The 21,531-nt window shown below is 64.6% G+C and carries 20 protein-coding genes; 8 read left to right on the forward strand and 12 right to left on the reverse strand.

The annotated features are described in order from the left end of the window. Positions 1–30: 30 nt before the first annotated feature. The 3 genes from FOS14_RS22550 (at position 31) to FOS14_RS22560 (ending at position 4,787) form a co-directional block, all read left to right on the forward strand. On the forward strand, positions 31–294 hold the full coding sequence (locus FOS14_RS22550) for a transcription antitermination regulator (protein WP_143773106.1): 264 nt from the start codon (positions 31–33) through the stop codon (positions 292–294). An 85-nt stretch (positions 295–379) separates the two neighbouring features. Then, entirely contained in the window at positions 380–2,263 is a 1,884-nt protein-coding gene (locus tag FOS14_RS22555) for a serine/threonine-protein kinase PknD (protein WP_143773107.1), read from the forward strand. Positions 2,264–2,321: 58 nt separating this feature from the next. Beyond that, positions 2,322–4,787 (forward strand): FHA domain-containing protein, encoded by a 2,466-nt coding sequence (locus FOS14_RS22560; protein WP_143773108.1) that lies wholly within the window; start codon positions 2,322–2,324, stop codon positions 4,785–4,787. 7 nt (positions 4,788–4,794) lie between these two features. Here FOS14_RS22560 and FOS14_RS22565 read toward each other — a convergent pair whose 3' ends face one another. From FOS14_RS22565 to FOS14_RS22590, 6 genes are read right to left on the reverse strand one after another with little or no spacing between them, the layout of a single operon-like run. After that, positions 4,795–5,865, reverse strand: a complete 1,071-nt coding sequence (locus FOS14_RS22565) for a phosphotransferase family protein (protein ID WP_143773109.1) — start codon at positions 5,863–5,865, stop codon at positions 4,795–4,797. After that, a complete protein-coding gene (locus FOS14_RS22570) occupies positions 5,825–6,607 on the reverse strand; it encodes an SDR family oxidoreductase (RefSeq protein WP_143773110.1) in 783 nt (260 codons plus the stop codon). The genes FOS14_RS22565 and FOS14_RS22570 overlap by 41 nt, the downstream gene beginning before the upstream one ends. Further along, the gene (locus FOS14_RS22575) at positions 6,604–7,857 is read right to left on the reverse strand and encodes an acyl-CoA dehydrogenase family protein (RefSeq protein WP_143773111.1); all 1,254 of its coding nucleotides are present in this window, start codon (positions 7,855–7,857) and stop codon (positions 6,604–6,606) included. The genes FOS14_RS22570 and FOS14_RS22575 overlap by 4 nt, the downstream gene beginning before the upstream one ends. A gap of 27 nt (positions 7,858–7,884) precedes the next feature. Then, complete coding sequence (locus FOS14_RS22580; RefSeq protein ID WP_143773112.1) at positions 7,885–8,706, reverse strand: SDR family oxidoreductase; 822 nt, start codon at positions 8,704–8,706, stop codon at positions 7,885–7,887. A 40-nt stretch (positions 8,707–8,746) separates the two neighbouring features. After that, complete coding sequence (locus FOS14_RS22585) at positions 8,747–10,279, reverse strand: class I adenylate-forming enzyme family protein (protein WP_143773113.1); 1,533 nt, start codon at positions 10,277–10,279, stop codon at positions 8,747–8,749. After that, positions 10,276–11,253: a phosphotriesterase gene (locus tag FOS14_RS22590; protein WP_143773114.1), complete on the reverse strand. Its 978-nt coding sequence runs from the start codon at positions 11,251–11,253 to the stop codon at positions 10,276–10,278. The genes FOS14_RS22585 and FOS14_RS22590 overlap by 4 nt, the downstream gene beginning before the upstream one ends. A gap of 154 nt (positions 11,254–11,407) precedes the next feature. Between FOS14_RS22590 and FOS14_RS22595 the strand changes: the two genes are divergently transcribed. Together FOS14_RS22595 and FOS14_RS22600 are read left to right on the forward strand one after the other, a co-directional pair. Beyond that, positions 11,408–11,977, forward strand: coding sequence for a QsdR family transcriptional regulator (locus FOS14_RS22595; RefSeq protein WP_143773115.1), 570 nt, complete (start codon positions 11,408–11,410; stop codon positions 11,975–11,977). 102 nt (positions 11,978–12,079) lie between these two features. Continuing rightward, complete coding sequence (locus tag FOS14_RS22600) at positions 12,080–12,682, forward strand: LGFP repeat-containing protein (RefSeq protein ID WP_185981901.1); 603 nt, start codon at positions 12,080–12,082, stop codon at positions 12,680–12,682. Here FOS14_RS22600 and FOS14_RS22605 read toward each other — a convergent pair whose 3' ends face one another. After that, positions 12,683–13,606 carry a dienelactone hydrolase family protein gene (locus FOS14_RS22605; RefSeq protein ID WP_143773117.1) on the reverse strand — a complete coding sequence of 308 codons (924 nt, stop codon included), beginning with the start codon at positions 13,604–13,606 and terminating at the stop codon, positions 12,683–12,685. It lies immediately after the preceding gene. A gap of 111 nt (positions 13,607–13,717) precedes the next feature. Here FOS14_RS22605 and FOS14_RS22610 point away from each other — a divergent pair, with 111 nt between their 5' ends. The 3 genes from FOS14_RS22610 to FOS14_RS22620 are packed head-to-tail and all read left to right on the forward strand — an operon-like array spanning position 13,718 to position 15,458. Then, positions 13,718–14,572 (forward strand): metal-dependent hydrolase, encoded by an 855-nt coding sequence (locus tag FOS14_RS22610; RefSeq protein WP_143773118.1) that lies wholly within the window; start codon positions 13,718–13,720, stop codon positions 14,570–14,572. A 38-nt stretch (positions 14,573–14,610) separates the two neighbouring features. After that, positions 14,611–15,072, forward strand: coding sequence for an SRPBCC family protein (locus tag FOS14_RS22615; protein ID WP_143773119.1), 462 nt, complete (start codon positions 14,611–14,613; stop codon positions 15,070–15,072). Continuing rightward, on the forward strand, positions 15,069–15,458 hold the full coding sequence (locus FOS14_RS22620; RefSeq protein ID WP_185981902.1) for a DoxX family protein: 390 nt from the start codon (positions 15,069–15,071) through the stop codon (positions 15,456–15,458). Before FOS14_RS22615 ends, FOS14_RS22620 begins: the two co-directional genes overlap by 4 nt. Before the next feature lie 84 nt (positions 15,459–15,542). On the opposite strand, the gene FOS14_RS22625 is transcribed toward FOS14_RS22620, so the two are convergent. From FOS14_RS22625 to FOS14_RS22645, 5 genes are all read right to left on the reverse strand, one after another. Next, on the reverse strand, positions 15,543–17,084 hold the full coding sequence (locus FOS14_RS22625; protein WP_143773120.1) for an arylsulfatase: 1,542 nt from the start codon (positions 17,082–17,084) through the stop codon (positions 15,543–15,545). Between the two features lie 100 nt (positions 17,085–17,184). After that, complete coding sequence (locus FOS14_RS22630; protein ID WP_255450533.1) at positions 17,185–17,709, reverse strand: DUF779 domain-containing protein; 525 nt, start codon at positions 17,707–17,709, stop codon at positions 17,185–17,187. Positions 17,710–17,725: 16 nt separating this feature from the next. Then, positions 17,726–19,249 (reverse strand): aldehyde dehydrogenase, encoded by a 1,524-nt coding sequence (gene adh / locus FOS14_RS22635; RefSeq protein WP_143773121.1) that lies wholly within the window; start codon positions 19,247–19,249, stop codon positions 17,726–17,728. Positions 19,250–19,337: 88 nt separating this feature from the next. Next, a complete protein-coding gene (locus FOS14_RS22640) occupies positions 19,338–20,615 on the reverse strand; it encodes a helix-turn-helix domain-containing protein (protein WP_143773122.1) in 1,278 nt (425 codons plus the stop codon). A gap of 60 nt (positions 20,616–20,675) precedes the next feature. Further along, positions 20,676–21,518, reverse strand: a complete 843-nt coding sequence (locus tag FOS14_RS22645) for an SGNH/GDSL hydrolase family protein (RefSeq protein ID WP_255450534.1) — start codon at positions 21,516–21,518, stop codon at positions 20,676–20,678. Between the last annotated feature and the right edge of the window lie 13 nt (positions 21,519–21,531).

Consider the following 21,531-nt stretch of genomic DNA (forward strand, 5'->3'; position numbering starts at 1 on the left):
ATCAGACCTTCACGTCAACGGGAACAACCCATGACCCAGAACACCGCGCCAGTACCCACCCGGCGGCATACCAACAGCGCAATCCTCGACAGCGCCGAGGAAATCCTCGTCGCACTTCGCCGCTACGACGTCGAGCATGCCTTCAACGAACTTGTGCAAGCCGCGAAACGTCACCACGTTGCGGCGCTGAAGCTTGCCCGCGCACTCGTCGAGCTCACCGAAAACGCCGACGCCAGCGATCCGCATGCGAGCGCCGTCGCACATCACGAGTGGGGCCCGCTGCTGAAGCGCTGAAACATGATCGCCGACCCGCCGACCGCTTACTAGAATCGAAAACGCCAGGTAAGGGGTTGTGCTCGATCGGGCAAGGCGGTCAAGGATGGGTTCACCGAACGTATTGCTTCCCGGCCAAACCTTTGCCGGCTACGCCATCGATCGGGTGCTGGGCGTCGGTGGTATGGGCACCGTCTACCTCGCCGCGCATCCCCGGCTGCCGCGTCGGGTCGCGCTGAAGCTGTTGCACCGCAGTCAAACCGACAACGATTACGTCCGCTCGCGCTTCGAACAGGAAGCCGATCACGCCGCCCGGCTCGAGCATCCCAACATCGTGGCCGTCTATGACCGCGGCCGCGAAGAAGACCAGTTGTGGATAGCGATGCAATACATCGAGGGCACCGATTTGCACCAGGTGCTCAACGACGGACCGCTGGGCGCGGCGCGGGCCGTGCGAATCATCACCGACATTGCCAGCGCGCTCGATTACGCCCATGAGGCAGGCGTGCTGCACCGCGATGTCAAGCCCGCGAACATCCTCCTCGAGGACACCAGTGCCCGCCGTCCCGGAAAGCCCGGCCGCGTCCTGCTCACCGACTTCGGCATCGCCAAGGTCCTCGACGAGACCCAGCACCTCACCAAGACCGGCATGCTCGTCGCCAGCCTGCAATATGCCGCGCCCGAGCAGTTCACCAACACAGTCCTCGATGCCCGAGCAGATGAATACTCCTTGGGCTGCACGCTTTTTCGGATGCTTACCGGTCAGCAGCCCTACCCCGGCAGCACGGTGCCGCAGCTGATTCACGGCCACTTGAACATGCCCATCCCCCGTCCCAGTGAACTTCGGCCCGAGTTGCCGCGCGCGCTCGACGACGTCATCGCCCGGGCGATGGCCAAGGACCGTGCGGATCGCTTTACCACTTGCACCGAACTCGCCGAAGCAGCGCGCGACGCGCTCACCGAAACGGCCACACCCGCCACCGTCGTCTCCGCGACGCCGTCAACACCGGCCCCAGAGACGCCCACTCTTGCGCCGCCGATCTCGACCAACGGAAAGCCCGCCGCCGCGCCGACCGCGGCCCCTGCGCAACGTCGCACACCGTGGTGGCGTCGCAGATCCGCGATGGCAGCCGCCGCAGTCGGGGGCGTCGTGATCATCGTCGCGGCCACGGTCGCGGTGTCCGAGTGGGTGCGTCACGGGAGTTCGAACGAGGCACAGATCACCGTGCCCTTCACCGGGCTCGATCGCCCACGCGGCGTGGCGGTCGACGGTTCCGGCAACATTTATGTCGCCGACCACGGCAACCACCGGATCCTCGAGTTGGCCGCCGGATCGACCACGCCGATCGAACTGCCGTTCGGTGACCTCAATGATCCGGACGGCATCGCGGTGGACGGCAGCGGAAACGTCTATGCCACCGACCAATCCGGAAATCGAGTATTGAAGCTCCCGGTGGGAGCCGCCGCTGCGGCCACGCTTCCATTCACGAACCTGGACAGACCCACGGGGGTCGGGGTTGATCGCGGCGGCAATGTCTACGTTCTCGATTACGACAACACCCGAGTGGTCAGGCTGGCGGCCGGGTCCAATACGCAGTCCGCCGTTCAGTTCACTGCTCACAACGCACCCAATCGCGTTGTCGTTGGCGGCGGGGTCGCGGTCGACGACAACGGAAACGTCTATGTCACAGACAATTACCCGACGAACGTGGATCGCGTACTCGAACTCCCGGCGGGTTCGGACAAGCAATCCGTACTGCCGTTCACGGAATTGCGCTATCCCAATGGTGTGGCCGTCGACGGCCACGGCGACGTCTTCGTCACCGACCTGACCAATCGGGTACTCGAGTTGCCGGCCGGCGCGGACAGCGAGACCGAACTCCCCTTCACCGGATTGACCGGTCCGGACGGGGTGGCGGTCGGCCACAACGGCACCGTGTATGTCGCCGACACCAATTCCAACCGCGTGCTCGAACTGCCGGGCACCTGAATTGGGCCTGGCCTGCAAAGCACTTCCGCCGCCCGCGGATACGTCGTAAACTCCGGGCATGACGGGGGAACCGTCCACCCAGTCCTTGGTGGCCTCGGTTCTGGTGGTGCACACCAAGGATCACGTCTACCGCCTCCGCGCCGGTAGCGCGTATCAGATCGGCCGTGATCCGAGAGCAGACATCGTGTTGGCCGACCCGCGGGTGTCGGCAAGGCACGCTGTCCTCGAACTTCGTGACGACGGTTGGGAAATCGATGACGCCGGCAGTCGAAACGGTACGTTCCACGCCGGCCACCGGATTCATCGAATGGTGATCGACAGCGATCAAACCTTCCGACTCGGGCACTCGCGTGACGGCGAGGAATTAGCCTGCTCGGTGGTGCTGCCGCAAGGCCACGAACCAGGTGGTGACTCTGACACTGACCGCACCCGCGATCAGACCATCAGCAGCGCGGACCCTGGCCACGCACTCGACGACGAAGCAACCTTCACTCAGCTCGAGCCGACAGTGCCGCGGCGGGCCTTGCATTCGACGCGGCCGACCGGCGGAGCGAGCCAAAACATCCGAATCGCGCCGCAGGGGCTGCGCATCGGCCGCGCCGCCGACAACGATGTGTCGCTGGGCGATCTCCTGGTCTCCCGCCACCATGCCGAGGTACGCAGGACCGACGCCGGACGCTACAAGATCGTCGACCTGGGCAGCCACAACGGAACCTATGTCAACGGCTCGCGCGTGGAGACGGCGGAATTATCCGAATCCGACCTGATCGGAATCGGGCACACCACATTCCGGCTCGTTGGCGACGAGCTGCGCGAGTTCGTCGATACCGGCGACGTGTCGGTCTCGGTGCAGAACCTCACCGTCCGGACACCCGAGGGCAAAGTGCTGCTCGACGGCCTGGGCTTCCCCATTCCGCAGCGGTCCCTGGTCGGCGTGATCGGTCCCAGCGGCGCGGGCAAATCGACGCTGTTGGGCGCCGTCACCGGCCTGCGTCCGGCGACGGAAGGGACCGTGCGCTACGACGGGCGCGACCTGTACACCGATTACGACGAACTCCGCTACCGCATCGGCCTGGTACCGCAGGAAGACATCCTGCACACCCAACTCGCCACCCGCACCGCACTGTTGTACGCGGCCGAGTTGCGCTTCCCCGGAGACACCCGGAGCGCCGAACGAGAGCAACGCGTCGACGAGGTGCTGGCCGAACTCGGCCTGACCCGACACGCAAACACGAGAATCGATCGACTCTCGGGCGGCCAGCGCAAACGGGTAAGCGTGGCACTCGAGCTGTTGACCAAGCCGTCGCTGCTGTTCCTCGACGAACCGACCTCCGGCCTCGACCCGGGACTGGACAAGACTGTCATGGAGATGCTGGCCGAGCTGGCCCACGACGGACGGACCGTCATCGTCGTGACGCACAGCGTCGCAAACCTCGATTCCTGCGACCGCCTGCTGGTGTTGGTCCCGGGCGGCCGGCTCGCATACTACGGACCGCCGGAGGAGGGCCTGGAACATTTCGGTCAGCGCAGCTGGGCTTCGGTGTTCCAGTCGTTCGAAAACGAACCGGACCGCGATTGGGCGCGCGAGTTCCGCGACTCGCCTCGCTTCGATCGGTACGTCGCCGGCGGGCTGACCGACGACGTCGGACCGGGCAAGGTGGCCGCACCCGCGCCGCCACCGGCTCAGCAATCCAAGCTAACCCAGCTCAGCACGCTGTGCCGGCGCTACCTCGCGGTGATCGCTTCGGAGCGAAGTTATCTCGTCCTCCTCGGCGTCATGCCGATACTTCTCGGCGGCCTGGTGGCCGCAGTGCCATCAGGTAGCGGATTCACCGGTGCGCCGGGTACCAATTCGGACGCGCTGACAAAGCTCATGGTCATGGCGTTCGCGGCCTGTTTCATCGGCACGGGCAACGCGATTCGCGAAATCGTCAAGGAGCAGACCATCTATCGCAGAGAACGGGCGGCCGGCCTGTCTGCGGGCGTCTACCTCATGTCGAAGATGCTCGTGCTCGGCGTGATCACCACTGTCCAGGCGGCGGTGCTGGTAGTGATCGGCACCATCGGCGTGCAACTGCCGCCGAGCGGCACCTTCACCGCGCCGCTGCTGGAACTGATCCTGGCGATGGCGATGCTCGGCGTCGCGTCGCTGGCGCTGGGACTGCTGGTCTCGGCGTCGGTGAACAGTTCCGAGAAGACACTGCCGCTGCTGATCGTGCTGTCCATGGCGCAGCTGGTGCTCTCCGGCGGGCTGGTTCGGCTCGTCGGCACGCCGGGGCTTGCGCAGGTGTCCTGGTTCGCGCCGTCGCGGTGGGGGTTCGGCGCGGCAGCGTCAACAGTCGACCTCGACACCATCGCGCCCCACCCGGGAGTGGCAGAACCTATGTGGGCGCACTCGATCGGCACCTGGCTGATCGACATGGGCATCACCGCCGCGCTGGGACTCGTCTTCCTTGCGCTGGCCTGGTACCGCCTGCATCAGATGCGACCACGACGCCGCGGCGCGCGGCGGGGACGGCTCTGAACACCCGCTAAATGCCCGCCGAGTCCGCGATTTCGGTCGCCTTCTCGACGAGGGTGTCGATTCGTTCGACAGTCGGAGTGCCCGCAGCCGCTTTGTTCTGGGGTTCGTCCATCGCCCGCCGCATGACGCCCTCGGCGATGACCGCCAGCTTCCAGAGGCCGAGAACGTGCCAGTACTGCAGTGCCGCCGAGTCGCGCCCGGTCTCCTCCAGGTACAGCCGGGCCATCTCCGCCCGGTCGGGGAAGCCTTCGAGCGTCGAGGGCGCGAAGTCCCCGCCGGTCGTCTCACCCGCTTCTGGCCAGTAGGTGAGCAGGCTGCCCATGTCCGCGAGCGGATCACCGAGGGTGGAAAGCTCCCAGTCCAGCGTTGCTATCACCTCGCCGGATTCCCTAGAGGTGATCAAGTTGCGCAGGTGAAAGTCGCCGTGCACCAGCGTGGTTTCCCGTTGTTCGGGGATCGCCGCGACCAGTCGGCGGGTCAGCTCGTCGAGCGCAGGCAACTCGCGCGTCTTCGACAACTCCCATTGGCCGGCCCAGCGTTTGAGCTGACGCTGCGCGTACGGCTTGTGACTGGCCAGATCCGACAGGCCAACCTTGTCGAGGTCCACGGCATGAATCTTCGCGAGCGTCTTAGGCATCGACAGCGCGATGTCCCGACGGCGTTGCGGGCTCAGTCCTTCGGCGACCGCCATGGTGTCGACCACCACGCCGTCGACGAATTCCATTAACACCAGGGGAACCTCGGAGATGTCGGTATCTGTCGACACCCCGAGAATCCGCGGCGCCGGCACGTCGGTATCTTCGAGCGCCGCGATAATCCGCGCCTCACGCACCACATCATGCGCGGAGGCAAGCAGGTGCCCGAGCGGCGGACGTCGCAATACCCAGCGTCGATCAGCGGCGTCGGTCATCAGGTAGGTGAGATTGGATTGTCCGAGGCCGATCCTGGTGAACCGTAGCGGGCCAGTGAACTCGACGCCGAGCGCCGCAAGCCACCGCTCGATCGCGACCGGGTCGACCGCAACGACTTCGCTGACCTCAGGCACCGACCACCACTCCCGTCCGGAACGGCGCCGCATCGCCGAGGCGCTGGCCGCCGTCGATCACCAGCGTTTCGCCGGTGATCCAGCTCGCCGCGTCGGAGACGAGGAAGGCGATAGCGGACCCGACGTCTTCTGGCTCTCCGATGCGGGCCAGCGCGGTACTGGCAGTCAATTGATCCTCGTGTTCCTTCCACAGGGCCTCGGCAAGGCGGGTGCGCACCACACCGGGCGCCACCGCGTTCACCCTGATCTTGGGCGAAAGTTCCAGGGCCATTTGCTTTGTCAGGTGAATCAGCGCGGCCTTGGACGCGTTGTACAGGCCGAGGTTGGCCTCGAATCCCATGCCGCCGATGGAAGCGGTGTTGACCACGGCACCACCGTGCTCGCCCATCCATGCCTTGGTGGCCAGTGAGGTCCACAGGATCGGTGCCCATAGATTGACGTCGAAGGTCTTGGCGAACCGGGCGTGGTCCTGAGCTATCACCGGACCGAACGAGGGATTGGTGCCCGCGTTGTTCACCAGGATGTCGATGCTGCCGAAGCGTTCCAGCGTCGCATCGACGCAACGCTGGGCGGCCGCGTCGTCCACGGCATGCGCGGCGACACCGAGCGCACTACCTCCAACCTCGGCCGCCGCCGCATCCGCAGATTCCTGGGAGCGCGAGGTCAGCACGACGTTCCCGCCCGCGTTCGCGATCGCCTGCGCGGCAGCCAACCCGATGCCCCGGGAAGCGCCGGTGACGATGGCGGTTCGGCCCGTCAAATCGAGTCCGGTCATCGAGCCACCGCCACTTTCTGGCCGTCGGTGGACGCCGCGGCCGCATCGCGGTATTGACGCAGTTCTTGTTTGGCGATGGCGCGCTTGTGCACCTCGTCGGGCCCATCGGCAAGGCGAAGGGTGCGCAGGTGCGCCCATGCCATGGCGAGCGGGAAGTCGTCGGTGACCCCGCCCCCGCCATGCACCTGAATGGCCCTGTCGACGATCTTCAGCGCGATGTTGGGGGCCGCGACCTTGATCGCGGCAATCTCGGTGCGTGCCTCTTTGTTGCCGACGGTGTCCATCAGATACGCGGCCTTCAGCGTGAGCAGGCGAATCATTTCGATGTCGATGCGCGCCTCGGCAATCCAGTCCTGAATGTTGGCGTTCTCGCTGATCGGATTGCCGAACGTGGTGCGGGACTGCGCGCGCTTGCACATCAGCTCGAGCGCCCGCTCGGCCATCCCGATGGCACGCATGCAGTGATGGATGCGGCCGGGTCCGAGCCGGGCCTGGCTGATCGCAAAGCCCTCTCCTTCGCCCTTGAGCACGTCTTTGACCGGCACTCGGACGTCGTGGAAGTCGATCTCGGCGTGTCCCTCGCGGTCCTGGTAGCCGAACACGGGCAGCCCGCGCATCACGGTGACGCCGGGTGCGTCGATCGGTACGACCATCATCGACTGTTGCCGGTGCGGCGGCGCCGTGGGATCCGTCTTGCCCATCACGATCATGACCTTGCAATTTTGATGCAAGGCATTGGAGGCGAACCACTTACGGCCGTTGAGCACATATTCGTCACCGTCGCGCACCATGGACAGCTCGATGTTGGTGGCGTCAGAGCTGGCCACTCTCGGCTCCGTCATCGCGAACGCCGAGCGAATCTCCCCGTCCAGCAACGGCTTGAGGTACTTCTCCTTGTGCTCATCGGTGCCGAAAAGTGTGAGCACCTCCATGTTGCCGGTGTCCGGCGCGCTGCAGTTGCATGCCTCCGAGGCGATGTGGCTGCGCCCCATGATCTCCGCCAGCGGCGCGTACTCGAGGTTGGTCAGGCCCGGCCCCCACTCCGGGTGCGGGTGAAAGAGGTTCCACAGTCCGCGCTTTCGGGCTTCCGCCTTGAGCTCGTCCAAAACCGGCGGTTGGAAATGCGGGTCGCCGGACTCCCGCATCTGTTCCTCATACACCGCTTCGGCCGGATAGACGTGGGAATCCATGAACTCGAGCAGATCCGCCTGATACTTGCGGGCACGCTCGGACATGTCGAACAACGACATCGAAAAACTCCTTATGTGTAAGTGAAGTCAGCGCTCGGAGTGCAGCAGCGAGGACTGATAGCGCCGCATTCCGCTCAGCCAACGGTCGTAGTCGGCGCCCTTCTGCCGGTACATCTGCAGCACCTGTTCGTGCGGCAGGATCAGGAAGCGCTCGGCATCGATCGCTTCCAGGACGATGTCGGCTACTTGAGCGGGCTCGAGGACATCGCCCGCTGCCGTGACCGCACGGGTCGCGGCGCGGCCCAGTGGATCTCCGGAATCCGCACCGGCATACAGCAACTTGGTGTTCACGCCCATAGGGCACAGGCAACTGACGCGAATACCACGGTCGCCGTAAGTGATGTTGAGCCATTCGGCGAAACCGACGGCCGCATGCTTGGTGACGGAATACCCGGCCGAACCGATCTGCGTCAGCAGTCCAGCGGCAGACGCCGTCGCGACGAAATAGCCCTCGCCCTTGTCCAGCCAGCGTGGCACCAGCAACTGCGCCGCACGAATGTGCGCGCGCAGATTCACGTCGAGTACCAGATCCCAATCCTGCTCGGACAGCTCCAGCCCCGGCGGACCAGTGATTCCGGCATTCGCGAAATACAGATCGACCGAACCGAACTCGCTTTCGCACAGCTCGATGAGCCGCTGAATCTGCGCCGTATCGGACACGTCTCCGCCGGCACCGATGGCTGACTCCGCATGATCGGCATTGATATCGTCCGAAATGGCTTGTGCTGCAGTCTCGTCAAGATCGGCGACGACGACCTTGGCGCCTTCGGCTGCCAGCTTGGCGGCCAGCGCCGCCCCGATTCCGTTGCCGCCACCCGTGACGATAGCGGCCTTGTCTTTGACTTTCACCGTGCTCCTTTGTCTGCGCTGAAGGGTCGACGCTGAAGACTCAGCGCAAGGGTGCGCCCCACTGCACCTGCTCGCGCAGTCGGGCCTTCAGCAGCTTGCCGCCGGCATTGCGCGGCAGGGCCTCACGCACCACCGATGCGTATTGCGGCACCTTGAAGTCGGCGAGATGCTCACGGCAGTAGGCGATCACGGCGTCGATGTCCACGTCGCCCTGGTCGCCGTACAGCACCGCGCCCACCTTCTCCCCCATGACCTCGTCGGGCACCGCCAGCACGGCCGCGTCGACGACACCGGGCGCGGAGAGCAATACGGCTTCCACTTCGACGCTGGAAACGTTCTCCCCGCCGCGGATGATGATGTCCTTGATCCGGTCGACGATGTGGATCCGGCCGGCCTCATCGACACGCACCACGTCGCCGGTGTGCAGCCAGCCATCCACCACGGTCTCGGCCGTGGCCTCGGGCCGGTTCCAGTAGCCGTCGGTGACGTTTGCGCCGCGAGCGACCAGTTCCCCGAGGCTGCGGTCTTCGCCGATCGGCACGATGCCGAGGTCTACGGAAGGCACTGCGTAACCGACGGAGTCGGCATGCTCGACCGCGTCGCGGTCCGGCAACACGGTCATCAGTGACGCGGTCTCGGTCATGCCATAGCCGTTGAACACCGTTGCTTCCGGGAACGCCTTCTTGAGAGACAGGACCAGTGCGGGCGCAATCGGCGCCCCGCCGTAGCCGACCCAGCGCACTGTCGATACGTCGGCACCGGCAAAGCTGGGATGGCGCAACAGCAATGCGTAGACCGCGGGCACCGTCACGAGGAATGAAATTCGTTCTTCGCCCAGCGACGCGACAAGCCGCGGTAGGTCGAGCGCCGGCATGATCACCGCCGAGCCGCCTACGTAGGCCGCGGTCAACAGTTGCGAATTGCAGCCGGTCACGTGAAACAACGGCACCGAGATGAGGGTGCGCAGCTCTTCACCGGCGTTCAGCGGGACCTCGAGCGCCCGAATCATGTTCTCCGCGTTGGTAAGAAACGCCTCGTGAGTGGTGGGCACGCCCTTTGGCCGGCCGGTGGTACCGGAGGTGTAGAACAGTGCCGCAACATCGCCCAACGCGAGATCATCCACGACGAACGGCTCACCGTCCGGCAACTCCGTCTCAGCGCCGAGATCGACACGAACGCCGGCATCGTTGAGCACGAACTCGACTTCCGGCTGTGCCGAGCGGGTGTTGACGGCGACGGCGATACCGCCAGCCATCACCGTGCCCCAGAACGCCAGCACCCAATTAATTCCCGCCGGATAACGCACCGCGACGCGGTCACCACGCTCCAGCCCATCCGAGCGCAGGCCACCCGCCACGCGGGCAGCACGGTCCCACAGCTGCCGATAGGTCAGCCGTTCCCCGCCGAGTTCGACCACGGCCTCGCTGTCCGGTCGGCTGTCGACGTGGCTGCGCAGCAAGGCCAGCAACGATCCCGGCAACCCGTCGTAGTGTGGAACGCCCTGCGCATCCCGGGATACTCCCGCGGTGGCAAAGGGATTGCTCGAGCGTGGAATCTCGATGACGCCCGTCATTTCGTCGCCTCGAAGTAGCGGCGCGGGTTATCCACCAGCATCGTGGTGATCTGCTCTTCGGTGACCCCGCGATCCAGCAGTGCGGGCAGCACGTCGTCGCTGATGTGGGTGAAGTTCCAGTTCGGTACGGCCGCCGCCTTGCCCTCCTCGGAGAACCAGTCGATGAAACATGATGCGTCGTGGGCGAGCACCATCTTCTCCGCGTAGCCGCGCCGGGCGAGCTCCACGACGGTATTGACCCGATCCTCGAAGGGACACAGCACATCCAGGCCGAACCGGTCCATGCCGAGGTAGGAGCCGGCGTCGGCAACCGCGCACAGATAGTCAAGATCCGTCGAGTCACCCGAGTGGCCGATGACGACCTTGGTCAGATCGGCACCTTCCTCCTGCAGAACCCGCTGCGCGACCAGACCCGATTGCGTGTGCGGGTTGGTGTGCACGGTGATCGGCACCCCGGTTTCGACCTGGGCCTGCCCGACCGCGCGCATCACCCGCTCGACGCCGGGCGTCAGACCCTGCTCCTCGATGGCGCATTTGAGAAATGCCGCCTTTACGCCGGTATCAGCAATCCCCTCGCGGATGTCTTTGACGAACAGTTCGACCATCGGCTCCGGTACGTCGAAGAGCAGCCCCGGGCCGGTGTAGTGGAACTGAAACGGCACCTCGTTGTAGGTGTAAATGCCTGTCGCCGCAATGATATTGATGTCGACCTGCTCGTTGACCCGCTGGATGCGCGGAATGTAGCGACCGAGCCCAATGACCGTCGGGTCAACGATCGTGTCGATCCCGCGCGCCTTGCACTCGCGCAACTTCTCCACGGCGTCGGCCACCCGTGCGTCTTCGTCCCAATGGTTCGGATAGTCCGGGTAGTTGTCCCGAACCTCGGTGCCGAGCACGAAGACGTGTTCGTGCATAAGCACTTTGCCGAGCGCAGCGGTGTCGACGGGCCCGCGGACAGTTTCGACGGTGGTCATATGCGACTCCTTCGAGTTCGGCAGATCTGAAAGATTCGGTGGCCGTGAGGAAGCTCACGTGAGACACTTATCGAGTGTGTCTCAGCTACGTGCGGATGTCAACCGTTCCCGCGCCGGTTTGCGCCGACCGGCCCAAGCGTGCGGAGATAGCCCGGTGACCGAATCCGTCGAGCGGCGGCGGGCCATCGACGCCGCGACCAAGCTCTACCTCGAGGGAAAGCCCCTCGATATGTCCTCGCTGGCCTCCTCGCTCGGTATCGGACGGGCCACCCTCTACCGGCACGTCGGCAATCGCGACGAACTTCTCGCGACGGTGCTCGCCGAGGCGACGCAGCGCACCTATCGCAAGGCGATCTCCGCATCGAGCGGCGTCGGGCCAGCATTGATCTTGGACGCTCTCGAGCGTTTCCTTCATGCAGTCGACCGGTCGAAGCCGCTGCGCGCGCTGACCCAGCGGGAACCGGCGGTATTCATCCGCCTCGCGCTGATGCCGGGGGCTATCGAAGAGGTTTCGGCCCGGATGGTGGCCGAGATACTCGCCGAGCAGACCAGCCAGGGCCATCTCGAACTTGCACTGCCCGCGCAGGTGATGGCGGAGGCGATCGTGCGGATCTGCGATGTGCACCTGTATGCGCCGCTGCTCGGCGGTGACCGGGCCGAGATCGACACTGCGCTCGATCTGGTCGCGATCCTGCTGGGACAGCCACGGGTTCACGCGACCTGACTCGTCGCTCGCGATTTGCTGCGTAAAGCCCAAGCGTTCGGGGTACGTTCACCGACGCGAATGTCGGCCGGCATCTCGCGCAGCGACCTGAGGAGCGCCGCAATGTCCACCGTCCGCCGCTGGGCCTGCTTCGCCGCCGCGTTAATCGTGACCGCACTGATCACCGCCGGATGTAGCGGTGCCGACAACGATTCGCGCAGCACCGGCGAAATCAGCAATTCCGCCAAGGCGGGCATCACCTCCGAGAAGTCGAAAGCGAATGCCACGGTGTCGGCCGCGAAATCCTCGCAAGTGGCTGCACCGACCCAACCGTTCGGTAGCAAGGTGACGCCGGAGTCTCCCAACCCGGCCGGAACGGCTAACGGCCACCTCCCCGTCTCCGGCCAGATACTGGACAAATACAACTCACTCGGCGGCGCACACGGCGTTCTCGGCGCGCCGACCGGTCCTCAGCAGCCGACTCCCGGCGACGGAACCTACCAAGACTTCACCGGCGGAACGATCTATCGCAGCGACAGCACCGGCGCGCACGCCGTTCTCGGTGCGATTAGAACGGCGTATCAGGATGCGGGCGGGCCCGGCGGCAAGCTCGGCTTCCCGACCAGCGACGAAACCGACACGGACAGCGGCAAGAAGAGCACCTTCCAGCACGGCACCATCACCTGGAACAGCAGCGACGGCAAGACGCAGGTCAGCGAAAGCTGATCAGGCCAGGTATTTGCCGTACCAAGCGATCACCCGTTTCCAGGCGTCGTCAGCGGCCGCTTGGTTGTATCGCGCGCCGGTGTCGTTGAAGAACGCGTGATCGGCGTCAGGTTCGGTCACGATTTCGTGGACAAGTCCGGCCTTGGCCAACGCGGCTGCGGCGGCGTCCCGGGTCGCATCCACTCGCGAATCGAGCGCAGCATAGATGGCGAGCACCGCCGCTTTGGAACCGCTGAAGTCCGGGTTCGCTGGGAGCGGGCCGTAGAACGGGGTCGCGGCCGCCAACCGCGGTTCCCCCGATGCCAATAGCAGCCACACCAGGCCGCCACCCATACAGAACCCGGTCGTGCCGAGTTTCGCGTTCGGGGATCGCCGCTGAAGTTCGGTCAACCCGGCCTTCATGTCGGCGACGAACCGCTCCGGCGGAACCTTGGACAGTGCGGCAGTGGCCTGCGCCGGATCACTGAACGTCGCGGTACCGCCCTCTTGCGAGAGCAGGTCGATCGCCAGCGCCGAATACCCAGCACCCGCGAATCGCCCTGCCACTGAACGGATATGGTCGGTGAGACCCTTGTTCTCGTGAATCACGAGTACCGCGCCGCGCGGGTGGTTCGCCCCTGCCCAGGCGGCCTGCAGCTGTCCCTGCGGCCCCGCGAACGTGATCGCCTCGGTCGGCTTTGCGCCGGCCAGGCCGGGTGGAGCGGCCGACGAACTCGCCGCAGTGCCGGCGGAAGCCGCAGTGCCGGTTGAAGTTGAGGAGGCAGCGGTGGACCCGCCGCCCGACGAGCACGCGGCCAGCAGACTGGAAGCTGCCGCCGCGCCGAGCCCTAACAGCCCGAGTCGGCGCAGCGCCTCTCGCCGCGTCAGTAAGCCGTCGGCGTGGTCGACGGCGATCTCTTCTGCGATATAGCGCCGGAACGTCATGACCTCGCCTCCACAACACACCTCGGAATTTGTTTACTGCGACACTGAGTAACGGTAAAATCGGACGTATAAGCCAGCGTGGGCTTATCGCCGAGTCGGTCAGGAGTAACGATGCCGGATATCTCCCCAGCACCCATGGATTCGATCCCTCCGCTCAAGGCGCGCCGCGTCAAATTCGCCTATCCAACGGGAACACGCCGACAGCACTACGTCAACGACGAGCTGGTGCTCAGCCATCTGGTGGCAGTGCTATCGGCGATGTTCCCGGAGGGCGAGGACTTCTTCATCCGTTCCGTCCGGAATTACCGGGACCGGGTCACGGATCCGCAGCTCGCCGAGGCGGTCAAGGGGTTCATCGCGCAGGAGGCCACCCATCGCCACCAGCACCGGTTGCTGAACGAGCGGTTGCAGGACATGGGGTATCCGACGGCCCGGGTTGACCGACACGTCAAGGAACTGCTGAGTCTGGTCGAGAAGATCGTCCCGAAGAAGATGTCGCTCGCCGCGACCGCCGCCTTGGAGCACTACACCGCAACTTTCGCGGAAATCCTGCTGACCAGCCAGCGAGCCCAAGCGCTGCTTGGCGACTCCGAAGTGCGCACGATGCTGCTGTGGCACGCCTTGGAAGAGTCCGAGCACAAGGCCGTCGCCTTCGACGTGTATCGCACCGCGGATGGACCAGAGTGGATGCGCATTCTCACCATGGAGATCGCCTCGGCGATCTTCTGGGCCGAGGTCGGGTTGCAGACCGGGCGCTCGTTGCTGCGCGACCCGGCCGCGTACAACCCCGTGCGTTTGGTGCGGAGCCTCAACGACCTGCGGAAGTCACCGTTCTTCAGCTGGAAGGCGGTGCGGCGCTACAACTCGTACAACCGGCCGGGCTTCCACCCGAACGAATGGGATGCTCGGGACGTCACCGCACGCTGGGCAGCGGAACTCTTCGGCGAGGACCCTGCGACCATTTGATCGTTTGACCCGGTTCGGGGCCGGGTAGGCCCGATGCCATGAGTACCATCACCGAATCCGTCGACGTCCACGCTCCGGTGAGCACCGTATACAACCAGTGGACCCAGTTCGAAGAGTTCCCGATCTTCATGGACGGCGTCGAGGAAGTGAAACAGCTCGATGACACGCACCTGCATTGGGTGGTCAAAGTGGGTACTGGCCGCCGCGAGTTCGATGCCACGATCACCGAGCAGAACCCCGACGAGCGCGTGGCATGGCATTCCGACAACGGTCCGAACCACGGCGGAGTTGTGACGTTCCACCGGCTCGACGCCTCGACTACCCGCGTCACCGCGCAAATGGATATCGACCCGGACGGTTTCGTCGAAAAGGCCGCCGACAAGCTAGGAATCCTGAATCTGCGCGTCAAGGGTGATCTGGATCGGTTCCGTCACTTCCTCGAAGAGCGTGACAACGAGAGCGGCGCGTGGCGCGGCAACGTGGACCGGACCGAACCGTGAAAGCTTTGCGCGCGGTAGCGCGACCGATGCTGGCGTCGATGTTCGTCGTCGGCGGCCTGGACACGTTACTGCACCCGGAACGCGTTGCGCCGGTTGCCGAACCGATAACGCGGCCGGTCAGCGAACGAGTGGGACTGCTGCCGGACCGCACCGAGCAACTCGTGCAACTCAACGGTGCCGTGCAACTCGGAGCCGGTGCGCTGCTCGGCGTCGGCGTACTGCCGCGCCTGTCGGCGCTGGCGATAGCAGCGACGCTTGTGCCCACAACTCTTGCCGGACACCGATTCTGGGAATCCGAAGATGAGGGCCAGCGGATGCAGCAACGGATCCACTTTCTCAAGAACGTCTCGATGTTGGGCGGCCTCCTGAACGTCGTCAGCGGGTGAATCCTCGCGACTAGCTGCTTAATACAGCGCACCAATCGTCGCGCATCCTGATGACAGTCCATCCTGACGCGCAGCATCCCGCCGTTAGTCCTTGGCCAGGAACTTGTGCAGCGCCTCCACGGCATGGTCGATCGTGAAACTCGCCGGCTCGTGCCGCGGCGGGAATTCCTTGAAGGTTTCCAGGAACGCGGTGGCGAAGGCCGACGCGTACAAGACGAAGTACTCGTGACGCAGCGACCACTCGTAATAGGTGTTCGACGTGATGTCGGCGTACTCGAACGGGTCGATGCGCAGGTTGAAGAGCTTGGGCACCCGCAGCGGCACAAACGGCTCGGCCCAAATCCGCAAGGTGCCTTGGCAACGTTGCTCCATGAAGACGATCTTCCAGTTCTCGAACCTCAGCCCGAGCACGTCGCCGTCATCGGAGAAGTAGACGAAACCCCGTCGTGGGCTTTCGGATACCTCCCCCGTCAGATACGGCAGTAGGTTGAAGCCGTCGATGTGAACCCGGAAATCCTTGCCCGCTGCCCGGTGACCCTTTTTGAGTTTCTCGACGATATCGGGTTCGCCGGCCGCAGCCAACAGCGTCGGTAGCCAATCATGATGTTGGACAATCTCGTTGGAGACCACACCGGCAGGTATCTTGCCGGGCCAGCGGATCATCTCCGGCACCCGGAAGGCGCCCTCCCAGTTGGTGTCCTTCTCGCTGCGAAACGGCGTGGTTCCAGCATCGGGCCACGTATTGCGGTGCGGGCCATTGTCCGTGGAGTAGATGACGATCGTGTCCTCGGTGATACCGAGCTCGTCGAGGCAGTCCAACACCTGTCCGACATTGCGATCGTGATCGATCATCGCGTCGTGGTATCTGGACTGCCACAGCCCGGCTTGGCCAATACTTTCCGGCTTCACATGGGTGTAGAGGTGCATGTGCGTGGTGTTCATCCAGACGAAGAACGGTGTACCGACGTCGTGCTGGCGCGTTATGTATTCAATGGTGGCCGCGGTGATCTCGTCATCGATCGTCTCCATTCGCTTGGTGTCCAGCGCCCCGGTGTCCTCGATCGTCTGTTTGCCGACGGGACCGAACTTGGGATCGTCCGGCTCGCTGGAATCGTCCTCGGTCGCCTTGCATTTCAGGACACCGCGGGGAAGGGCCAGTTGGTGCAACCTCGGGAACTGATCGGCGTGGGGATAGTCAAACTGCTCCGGTTCTTCCTCGGCATTCAGGTGGTAGAGATTGCCGAAAAATTCATCGAAACCGTGCACCGTCGGCAGGTATTTGTTCAGATCGCCGAAGTGATTCTTGCCGAACTGTCCGGTGGCATAGCCGAGCGGTTTGAGAAGTTCGGCGATCGTGGGATCTTCGGCGGCCCAACCAATGTCAGCCCCGGGCACACCGACCTTGCTCATCCCGGTGCGATACACGCTTTGGCCGCTGATGAACGCCGCTCGCCCGGCGGTGCAACTCTGCTCGCCGTAGGAGTCGGTGAATCGCATTCCCTCGTTGGCGAGCCGGTCGATGTTCGGGGTGCGGTACCCCATGAGGCCGTCGCTGTAGCAACTGAGATTGGTGATGCCGATGTCATCGCCCCAGATCACCAAGATGTTCGGCTTACCCTCGGGCATGTCGCCCCCTCCGACGTGTGGGCAGATCCGAGCCCGATGCTACGACTGGAGGCGGGAAAGCGGACAGATATAGACGACAATTCACCCGAAACGGGCGAGGTCAGCGGCGCGGCACCGGGCATGCATCAGCGGCCTCGGCGACCACCTGGGGCTCGGTTGGCAGCGGCGGACGTTCCCCCACCTCCCAGTCGGCACCGGTCAGTGGCGGCGCCTCCGCGAGCGATCGCAGTTCCGGATCGGTGAACGATCGGCCACGGCTGAGGAATCGCATGCCTTCCGGCGCTTCCAAACTGAAGCCGGAACCGCGGCCTGGGACGGTGTCGAGGATCAGTTGAGTGTGTTTCCACGTCTCGTACTGCGGACCGGATATCCACACCTGAACAGCGTCGGAACCTTCGGGCAGCGATTCGGGTACCTCCCCGGTGCCCAGACGCAGGTCCAGTAACCCAAGCAGCACATCCCGGTCGCCAACGATGAATTCGCCTGCCGGATAACACATCGGCGACGACCCATCGCAACATCCGCCGGACTGATGAATCATCAGCGCACCGTGGAGCCCGCCGAGGCGACGGAGTAGCTCCATCGCCCCGGCGGTGGCTATCACGCGCGCGGGCGCAGTGTTCATTGCTGGGCCCGCACCATCAGAAGAAGCCCTGCGCCTTCGCGGCGTACGACACCAACAGGTTCTTGGTCTGCTGGTAGTGCTCGAGCATCATCTTGTGGTTCTCGCGGCCGATGCCGGACTGCTTGTAGCCGCCGAAGGCCGCGTGGGCCGGGTACTGGTGGTAGGTGTTGGTCCACACCCGGCCGGCCTTGATGTCGCGTCCAGCCCGGTACGCGGTCTCACCGTCGCGCGACCACACGCCAGCACCAAGGCCGTACAGGGTGTCGTTAGCGATCTCGATGGCCTCGTCGTAATCCTTGAACGACGTGACCGAGACAACGGGTCCGAAGATCTCCTCCTGGAAGATCCGCATCTTGTTATTGCCGGTGAAGATGGTCGGCTGCACGAAGTACCCGCCACTGAGGTCGCCGCCGAGTTCGGCACGCTCACCGCCGGTCACGACGGTCGCGCCCTCCCCCTTACCGATCTCAATGTAGGACAGGATCTTCTCCAGCTGGTCGTTGGACGCCTGCGCACCGATCATGGTGTCGGTGTCTAGCGGATCTCCTTGCCGCACAGCCTTGGTCCGGATCGCGGCCAGTGCGAGGAACTCGTCGAAGATGTCGGCCTGGATCAACGACCGCGACGGGCAGGTGCACACCTCGCCCTGGTTGAGCGCGAACATGGTGAAGCCCTCGAGCGCCTTGTCCTGGTAATCGTCGTTGGCGCGCAACACATCCGAGAAGAAGATGTTCGGGCTCTTACCACCCAGCTCCAGCGTGACGGGGATCAGGTTCTGCGACGCGTACTGCATGATCAGTCGGCCGGTGGTGGTTTCGCCGGTGAACGCGATCTTCGCGATCCGGTTGCTCGACGCCAGCGGCTTACCGGCCTCGACGCCGAAGCCGTTGACGATGTTCACCACACCGGGCGGCAGCAGGTCGCCGATGATGCTGAACAGGTACAGGATCGATGCCGGAGTCTGCTCGGCGGGCTTGAGCACCACGGCGTTTCCGGCCGCCAGCGCCGGCGCAAGCTTCCAGGTCGCCATCAGAATCGGGAAGTTCCACGGGATGATCTGACCGACCACACCGAGCGGTTCGTGGAAGTGGTAGGCCACCGTGTCGTGGTCGATCTCCGAAAGTGAACCCTCTTGTGCCCGAATGGCTCCCGCGAAGTAGCGGAAGTGGTCGACGGCGAGCGGGATGTCGGCGTTTAGTGTCTCGCGGATGGGCTTGCCGTTGTCCCAGGCCTCAGCGAGTGCGATCGATTCGAGGTTCTCTTCGATGCGGTCGGCGATCTTGTTCAAGATCAGGGCGCGCTCCGCGGCCGATGTCTTGCCCCAGGCGGGCGCGGCGGCGTGTGCGGCATCGAGGGCCAGTTCGATGTCTTCGGCGGTGGACCGGGCAACCTCGCAGAACGGCTGACCGGTGACGGGCGTCGGGTTCTCGAAGTACTGACCCTTGACCGGCGGCACCCACTGCCCGCCGATCCAGTTGTCGTAGCGGGATTCGAAGGACATCTTGGCGTCGGGCGATCCCGGCCGGGCGTAAACGGTCATCGATAACTCTCCTTGGTGGTGAACCTTGGCTGTGATTCAGAACACTAGGAGGAACAACGTTGCAACTACGTTGCGTGGCGCGTCAGCGCTATCGGTACCTGCGGTCGAGCAAATCGATGCGCGCCTTGACCTGCGAATACAACGGAGACTTGGGATCCAGAGTGCGCAGGTAGGCCGTCCACGCGGTCGCGTCTTCGCGTCCCTCGACCGATGTGGTCCACCGGGCCAGCAACCGGGGGTCACCGGCGCGCAGCAGCGCGGCCCGCATCCGCGTCCGCAGCTCGTCGCGAATATCCGCCACCCCTGGCGAGTCCGACCCAGGCAATAGCGGGCCGGTATAGAGCGACATTGCGGTGGACACGTCCCCGCGATCGAGGGCGTGGCGTAGGTCGGCGATATCGGACGTCAGTTCCGTCGACAGCCGATACGGGCGAGAGGTGATGTTGGCGGCACCGACCACCCGCCGCAGCCGTGAGACTTCGGCCCGGATGGTCACCGCATCGAGTTCGGATTCGTCGAGCAGCACGGCGAGTTGGTCCGACGCGAGGCCCTCCGGGTGCTCGCTCAGCAGCAGCAAGATTTCAGCGTGCCTGCGAGACAGGTCGCTACGCTCGGCTCCGCGAACCAGACCTGGGTTCGTTCCGCCGAGCACTTCCAGTCGCGGCGCCTCGGCCCCGAGGTTTGCGGCGTTGAGCAGATGGAATCGCAGTTCGGACTCTGCGGCCGCCACCGTCGCGCGGATCAGCGACAAGACTTCGGGAACGGCGACGCGCGGGCCGCCGGTGATGTCGATGGCACCCAGAATCCGTCCGGTGTTCGGATCGTGCACCGGCGCAGCCGAGCAACTCCACTGATGCACCGTGCTGTTGAAATGTTCGGCACCGAAGATCTGGACGCAATGGTCGAGGGCCAGCGCCGTTCCCGGCGCATTGGTGCCGGCTTGGCCTTCGCTCCAGTCGACGCCTTCGGCGAAGTTCATTTCAAGCGCGCGGTCTTTGGCATCGGAGTCGCCCTCGACCCAGAGCAGCCGGCCGTGTTCGTCGCTGATTGCCACGAGCAGTCCGGTGTCGGCCGCGTCTTCCACCAGCAGGTTCTGCACGACGGGCCGAATGAGCGCCATCGGGTGAGACGAGCGATATTTCTCGAGTTCGACGCCCGCTAACGCTATTGCGTTGGTTGCCCGGTCCGGGTCGACACCGTTGGCGCGACTGCGCAGCCACGAATCCAGAACAACGGATCTGATGCCGGCCGGTTCAGCGCGGTTCAGGAAGGACTCCCGGGCCGTCGCAACCTGTTGCGCACGCATGTCGATATCGAGGCCCGGGTACAGGGCCACCCATGGATTCACGTGCGTAATCGGCTTCATCGGCCTTTGCTAGGGCTGCGGTCTCTGTCCCCCACTGTAATGCCCGTCACGCGGTTCGGTTCAGATCGCGCCGAGAACCAGGCGGGCGACCCCGTCGGTGCCCGCTCGGTTCGGGTGGTATGGGATCGGTGGTGCGAAACCCACCATCCATGGTTCGGCAGAACAGACCGTATGTGCCGCAGCGGCTTTCGACGCCCGAACGAGTTTAGCGCCGGTGGCTTGTGCCGCACGCGCTGTCGCTGCGATCAGGTGCTTATAGATGCGGATGGTGGCCACAGCGTCCGACTTGGATAGCGGTAGCGCACGACAGCCGGTGGCGTGGTCGTCCACTACTGGCGGGTAGTCGACGAGGAGGACGTCCGCATGCGGCGCGCGGTGCTGGACTGCTTTGACGACATCGCCAATTGCGTGCTCGACCGCGGTAAAGTCGGCCGCCTTCGGTTCGTTGGCTACGGTCGCGCCCCGATCACATATGCGTGCCGCAACGAAAGCGAGGCCTTGCGGAGCGGCATGCGTACAGCTGAGCCCGATCAGTCGGCCGATGTAGCCGATGTCGTTTCCGCCGATGGTGATCGTCACGAGTCTCGTGTCAGTGGTTACGGCATCGAGTTGCGGCACTGTTGCTTGCGGCCGTTGCGGCGTCCGCAAGATGTTGGCGGTCGTGGCACCGGAACACGTGACATCTACGAGTCGGAGATGCCGGGCGGCCGCCACTTGGTGTGGATAGTCGTTGGCTGACCGCAGGCATGCGACGTCCGCGATGGGCATGACGTCGGGACCGGCCGCATACGAGCTGCCCAGCGCGACGTACGTGCCGGGCGAATCCGCCGAAGCGGTTGCCGTCGCCACGGTTGCGGTCGTGGTGAGCACAACCGCTGCGGTAACGCCGAGCGCGCGAATCATCCGCCCAGGGTAA

The organism is Skermania sp. ID1734 (assembly GCF_007489285.1).
GTDB lineage: Bacteria > Actinomycetota > Actinomycetes > Mycobacteriales > Mycobacteriaceae > ID1734.